This is a genomic window from Rothia sp. 18CD1-1 (assembly GCF_055285355.1).
In genome coordinates, this window is record NZ_JBUZLI010000007.1 from 25,030 (window position 1) to 31,426 (window position 6,397).

At 58.9% G+C, this 6,397-nt stretch carries 5 protein-coding genes; 2 read left to right on the plus strand and 3 right to left on the minus strand.

Features of this window, described 5'->3' with window-relative positions; all coding sequences use genetic code 11:
* Positions 1-15: 15 nt before the first annotated feature.
* On the plus strand, positions 16-1,224 hold the full coding sequence (locus tag ACS1BR_RS05890; protein WP_463561004.1) for an MFS transporter: 1,209 nt from the start codon (positions 16-18) through the stop codon (positions 1,222-1,224).
* Here ACS1BR_RS05890 and ACS1BR_RS05895 read toward each other — a convergent pair.
* Genes ACS1BR_RS05895 through ACS1BR_RS05905 form a run of 3 tightly spaced genes read right to left on the minus strand, consistent with a single transcriptional unit; the run spans position 1,221 to position 4,289 of the window.
* The gene (locus ACS1BR_RS05895) at positions 1,221-1,862 is read right to left on the minus strand and encodes a LutC/YkgG family protein (protein WP_463561006.1); all 642 of its coding nucleotides are present in this window, start codon (positions 1,860-1,862) and stop codon (positions 1,221-1,223) included. The two genes, ACS1BR_RS05890 and ACS1BR_RS05895, sit on opposite strands and share 4 nt — an antisense overlap.
* A complete protein-coding gene (locus tag ACS1BR_RS05900; protein ID WP_463561008.1) occupies positions 1,862-3,487 on the minus strand; it encodes a LutB/LldF family L-lactate oxidation iron-sulfur protein in 1,626 nt (541 codons plus the stop codon). Before ACS1BR_RS05900 ends, ACS1BR_RS05895 begins: the two co-directional genes overlap by 1 nt.
* Position 3,488: 1 nt before the next feature.
* Entirely contained in the window at positions 3,489-4,289 is an 801-nt protein-coding gene (locus ACS1BR_RS05905; protein ID WP_463561010.1) for a (Fe-S)-binding protein, read from the minus strand.
* A 375-nt stretch (positions 4,290-4,664) separates the two neighbouring features.
* Between ACS1BR_RS05905 and ACS1BR_RS05910 the strand changes: the two genes are divergently transcribed.
* Positions 4,665-6,347 carry an L-lactate permease gene (locus ACS1BR_RS05910; RefSeq protein WP_463561012.1) on the plus strand — a complete coding sequence of 561 codons (1,683 nt, stop codon included), beginning with the start codon at positions 4,665-4,667 and terminating at the stop codon, positions 6,345-6,347.
* Positions 6,348-6,397 lie beyond the last annotated feature (50 nt).

Sequence of the window (6,397 nt, forward strand, 5' to 3'; positions counted from 1 at the left end):
GGACACCAGAAGACCTTGCTGAACAAAATATTTTCGCTCAAGAATACTATTCTTCTTTCGCTTGCGGTTAAAGGAATAGCCACCGACAGCATCTACTTCTTGCTTATTTTTACAGCCTCCCAGTCCATGCCTCCCTGGACCCTTACCGCCCTCGCCCTGGTCCCCGCTGTTTCCGGTATTCTGCTGGCAGCCCCTCTGGGCGCCGCCGTGGACCGCCTGAGCACAAAGAAACTCTGGCAGGCATCCCTCATCGTTGATTTCATCTGCCTTCCTCTCTTCTTCCTCCCCACCACTATCTGGTTCTGGCTCCTCCTCGTCACCGTCACCACAGCCAGCGAGATTGTCAGCGGCGCGGCCATCTTTAAAATCCTGCCCAAGATATCGGGAATGAACGAAAAAACCGCAACCGCCTACCTGGTGGGCCTGGGCTCTTTTCTTGGAATTATCGTTCCGGTAATAGCGTCGCTGCTGTACTCGTTCTTTGGCCGGTTCGCCTTTATATCGGCAGCCATCATCTTTGCGCCGGCCCTCATTGCTCTTCTCCGCCTCATACCCGATACAACAAACAAACCAAACCTAGAGCCGCTCAGTTTTAAAGAGATCTTTCTCGGTCTCCGCGCACTGGGCCAAAGCCAGAAAATTTTGGTCTATCTTCCGGTCATGTTCGCGGTTGTTCTTTTTACCTCCGTCGAAGACCTATCCGGTATTATCTACCTCCAGCAGGTGGGCGGAGAATTCATCTCAAACATATCCCCCACCTACCGGGGAGACCCCGGATCCCTCGGATACTCCCTCACCGTCATCTTCTGGTCACTGGGCACACTCATCACCGCAGCCCTCTCGGCCCGGCCCTCCTACAGGGTTTCGGCGCTATCCTCCCTGCTCTGGGGCGGCATGGGCGTCGGTCTGGCAATCATGGGAGAGGGCCTTCTCGCCTACGCCCCTCTTATTGCGGCTATCTTCCTCCTCGGAGGTATGTGCAATTCCATGCACAATATTGGGATCAGGCAGATGATCTACGATTCGGTGCCCGAAGAGCGGCAGGGGCAGGTACTGGCCATCACCGGTGCTTTTTTCCAGATCTTTGCCAGTCTAGGCCAACTACTGGGGACCCCCTACCTACTGGGTGAACCCCGCCAGGTCATTATAGTCAGCGGTGCTGCCGCCAGCGGGGTTATCCTCCTCTTCCTACTCGCTCGCCCCCTCCTCCGAAAAGCAGCCTAGGCCAGAATAATCACGTCGAGGGTGCGGGGCCCGTGCACACCCTCCACACGGATCAGCTCAATATCGCTGGTTGCCGACGGGCCGGAGATCATGGTGACCGGCCGCCGGTAAGAGATTCGCGCAATCGCCTCCGGCACCAGCTCAACAATAGTGTCCTCCTTCACCACGCAAATGTGGCGGTCGGGCACCAGGGTGATAGCGCGGCGGCCCTCGTCGGGGTTCGAGTTCAGAAAAATAGTTCCGGTTTCAGCGCAGGAGACCGTCGAGTTGGTAATCACCGCGTCCACCCGGTCAAGCTCCCGCACCGATAGCGCACCGGGCTTCTGGGCGTTACCCGAATCCACCATGCGGGTGCGACTGGCGGTGTCTTCCGGTAGCCACTCTTCCTTCAGCCCCGCCGGCACCACGTAGCGCGCAGACCTACCCAAAAGTTCGGCAAGCTTCTCGGGCAGCGTCTGCTCGGTGGCATAGAAAACATTGGCCTTATAGTCGATCAGCCGATCGACCAGCATCTCTTTAGTTTCTTCGGGGCTGAGCTGACTCACCCTGCGGTAGCGGCGAACCGGCTCCTCCGGCCGCGGGCCGTCGGAGAGCGAGGCCCTGATCCGTGACAGAATATCTTCTTTAGCGGTACTCATTACTCGTGCTCCTTTGCCGCGCGCCTATCCTGCGCCAGGTTTGCGTTGGCGTGCGCCTCGGCAACCTTGTTCCTGTTTGCCTCAATGAGCGCCTGAAGGTCCACGCGCTCCCCGCTCATCTTTTTCTCCGAGGACCCGCGCTCCTTCTTCCACCAGTTACGGAAGGAACGGCTCGGCGGCTCCGGAATATCCCGATAATCGGTCCACCCACCGATCAGGCCGGGAAGCCAGGAAATCCTGTGCTGTTTACCGGTCACCAGGTGGGAGGCGGGTAGAGCCTGTTCGGCCAGCGCCATCATCTTGCCCGAACGGAAGAGCTGCTTGGCACCGAACATGACAGCATCCATCTGCGGGTGCGGGTGCTTCTTTCCACCGGCAAAATCACCGCGGGCCTTCTCGGCATCAACCGCCTTACCCCGCAGGTGAACCAGCACATCGGGGATATTGATCTTGACCGGGCATGCCTCGTAGCAGGCACCGCACAGCGATGAGGCAAAGGGAAGCGATGAGTTATACTCGCTCTCAATACCGCCCAGCTGAGGCGAAAGAATCGCCCCGATAGGCCCCGGATAGGTTGAGCCGTAGGCGTGCCCGCCGGCGCGCTCGTAGACCGGGCACACGTTCATGCAGGCCGAGCAACGGATACAGTGCAGGGCCTGCCTCCCCACCGTGTCATTGAGCACGGCAGTTCGGCCGTTATCCATCAAAATCACGTGCATATTCTGGGGTCCATCCCCGGGAGTGACACCGGTCCACATAGAGGTGTAGGGGTTCATGCGCTCGCCGGTCGATGAGCGCGGTAGCAGCTGCAAGAAGACCTCGTAGTCCTCAAAAGCCGGCAAGATTTTCTCGATACCCATAACCGAGATCAGGGTATCGGGGAGAGTCAGGCACATGCGGCCGTTACCCTCGGACTCCACGATGGTGAGCGTTCCGGTCTCGGCAATACCAAAGTTGACACCGGAGACCGCCACTGTGGTGTTGAGGAACTTATCGCGCAGCCGGATCCGGGAGGCTTCGGCGAGTTCCGCCGGGTTATCCGAAAGGTCAACCTTCACCCCCTCAATCTTCTTGGTGAAGATGTCACGGATCTGGGTACGGTTAAAGTGGATCGCCGGCACAAGAATATGCGAGGGGCGGTCATCCGCCAGCTGCACGATCTCCTCAGCCAGGTCGGTCTCAATGGCCCTCACCCCGTTTTCTTCGAGAAACTCGTTGAGCCCGATCTCGGCCGTTGCCATCGACTTGATTTTGATAATCTCGTCAACGCCCTCGGCGCGGATCAGGTCAAGCGCGATCCGGTTTGCCTCGGAGGCATCGCGGGCCCAGTGCACGTGGCCGCCGGCAGCGGTGAAGTTCTTCTCGAACATCTCCAGGTACTCGGGCAGGTTGGCCATGACGCGCTGTTTAATCATGGAACCGGCGGTTCTCAGATCCTGCCAGTCGGGAAGCTCACTAATCACGTCGGCGCGCTTATCGCGGATCTTGTGGGTGGCAAAACCCAGGTTGGCGCGAAGCTGCTCGTTGGTCAGCTCTTTCGCCGCGTATTCGGGGAAGGGCTCGGTCTCAAAAATGTTGCCCTCACCGTGGTAAACGCGGGGTATGCCCAGTGAAACTGTCGTCATATTATTTAGCTCCTGAGGTTGCCAGAGTAACCGGCCCGTCTACGGTGAGGGGGTTCTCTTTGGTGGATGCAAGAATTTCTGCAAAGTGCACGGTTTGGACGGTGGAATCTTTACGGGAAAGCGCCCCGCCGATGTTCATGAGACAGGAAACGTCGCCGCCGGTACACACTTTCGCCCCGGTTTCTTCAATGTGTTTAACCTTATCGGCCACCATTGCCCCGGAGGTGTCGGCGTTCTTGAAAGAGAAGGTACCGCCGAACCCGCAGCACTGGTCCAGGTCCTCCAGCTCGGTAAAATTGATTCCCCCCACGGTCTTGACCAGGTCCGACTGGCGGGTACCCAGATGGAGCAGGCGCATACCGTGGCAGGAACTGTGGTAGGTCACGTGCTCGGGGAAGTAGGACCCCAGCTGCTCCTGCGCGTTGGTAATGCCCAAAACATCGATGAGGAAGGAAGATAGCTCAAAGGTGCGGGCTGCCAGGGTCTCTGCCCGCTGAGCCAGCGACTCATCACCGGCGTGGCGGGCGATCATGGGCTGCTGGTGACCCAGGGAGGCAACACAGGACCCCGACGGTGCTACCGCGGCATCAAAATCCCAGCGACCAAACGATTCCACGTGGTTTTTAACAATCGGGTAGGCCTCGTCAAAATACCCCGAATTCACGTGCATCTGTGAGCAGCAGGTTTGGCCCTGCGGGTAAACAACCTCGTGCCCCAGTCTCTCTAGAATATCCACGGTTGCCTTGGCAACTCGAGGATACATGGCATCGACGATGCACGTTGAAAACAGTGCAACACGCATGAGCTTTCTCCTTGGGTGTACAGCCTGATTCAAGGCCCTTCCCGCGGTGTGGGGAACGGAGGATCGCCCCTTCAAAAAATTTTGGGCGAATCAGACGGATGGTTTGGTCTCTACCTCTCATTTAACACGAGTTTCCACCTCCTCAACCCCTTTAATTAGCGCATTTTTTTCTGCTCAAAATGGGGTACTCCCGGCGGCGGCGAAACGGCCCCGCCAAGAGTTCAGGTTTCTTGCACAGTAAAGCGCCGTAGAACTTGGAAAAGACGCCCGTTACATATAGCCTGTGTCATATCCCTTTGTGGTCAAACCACATTTTGTTCATCACTTCAGGAACCGGCATACCCTTGTGGCGGTTATAGAAAATCAAGGAGCTCCATGAACACTTGGTTCGCTCAGACCGACGCGGTAGGGGGCAGCCTCGGGCTCTCTGCCCTGGTGGCAACCCTCCCCCTGCTCGCGTTTTTTATTATGCTGTTGGGGGTCAAAGCACGCGCCCATATCTCAGCTATCGTCGCCCTTCTCGTCTCCCTCCTGGTGGCTGCCCTGGGATTTGGTATGCCCTGGGATCTGGCCGGCATGTCCGCGGTGCGCGGCGGCCTCTACGGCCTCTTCCCCATCGTCTGGGTGATCATCATGGCAATCTGGTTCTACCAGATCACCGTGCTCTCGGGGCGTTTTGAGGATCTACGCCGCACCTTTGACCGTATCGGCGGCGGCGACCTGAGAATTCAGGCAATCCTGATCGCCTTCTGTTTCGGCGGCCTGCTGGAGGCGCTTGCCGGCTTCGGCGCGCCGGTGGCTATTACCGCAACCATGATCTTGGCGCTGGGCATCAAACCCCTGCGGGCAGCTATCACCGTGCTCATCGCCAACACCGCCCCGGTGGCCTTTGGCGCCGTAGCTATCCCCATCACCACCGCCGGTGAGGTGGGCGAGAGAGACGCCGCAACAATCGCGGCCATCGTGGGCCACCAGGCCCCCTTCCTGGCCTTCTTCGTACCCTTCGTGCTGCTCTTCATCCTCGACGGTCTGCGCGGCCTCAAAGACGCCTGGGTGCCGGCCGCCGTCATCGGCCTCTCCTTCAGTATCGCCCAGTGGTACACCGCCACCTACTTCGCCTACCAGCTCACCGACGTGGTCGCCTGCATTGTTTCCCTCGGTGCCGCCGTGGTCTTCCTCCGGTTCTGGAAGCCGCGCGGAGTGGCCGGGGTACGCGAACGCTACGGTCTGCCCGCCACGATAGAAGACACCGAGGGCAGCCTCAGTGCCAGCCGCGTGTGGATGGCGCTGATGCCCTACGCGGTTGTGGTTGTGGTCTTTGGTTTCGCCAACCTCTTCTCCCCGCTGGTTGATTGGCTCAAGAGCACCTCGCTTTCGGTCAAGATGCCGTTGCTTGCAGAGCGGCTGGTCACCTCCACGGGTGAGGCCGTCAAGTCCGAGTACTCTTTTGCCTGGTTGAATAACCCCGGCACCTTCCTGCTGATTTCTGGGGCTATTGTCGCCGTGCTTTACACCCTCTTCGACGAGGGCGGCCGCTACAGCCTGAATATGGGCGCGGTGGTCCGCGAGATTGGTTCGGTGGCCTACCGTATGCGCTGGTCAGCTCTGACCATCGTCTGCGTGCTGGCCCTGGCCTACGTCATGAACTACTCGGGTCAGACCGTGGCTATCGGTGAATGGGTTGCCTCTCTGGGCACCATCTATGTTTTGCTTTCGCCCACCCTGGGCTGGGTTGGAACCGCGGTGACCGGCTCGGACACCTCGGCTAATGCGCTCTTCTCCAAGCTTCAGGTAACCGCTGCCGAGCAGCTGACCGATCAGGGCATTTCCGGGGTTCACCCCGAGCTCCTGCTGGCCGCTAACACCACCGGCGGCGTGGTGGGCAAGATGATTTCGCCGCAGTCTCTGGCAATCGCCGCCACCGCGGTGAACATGGAGGGTAAAGAGTCTGACATTATGAAGGCTGTTCTACCCTGGTCGCTCATCTTCTTGGTGGCCGTGTGCCTGCTGGTCTTCTTGCAAACCAACGTTCTCTCATTCATGGTGACCGTCCCCTAGAACAGGCACCCCCTAGAACAGGAGAACAGGCACCCGAGATAAAGGGGGGG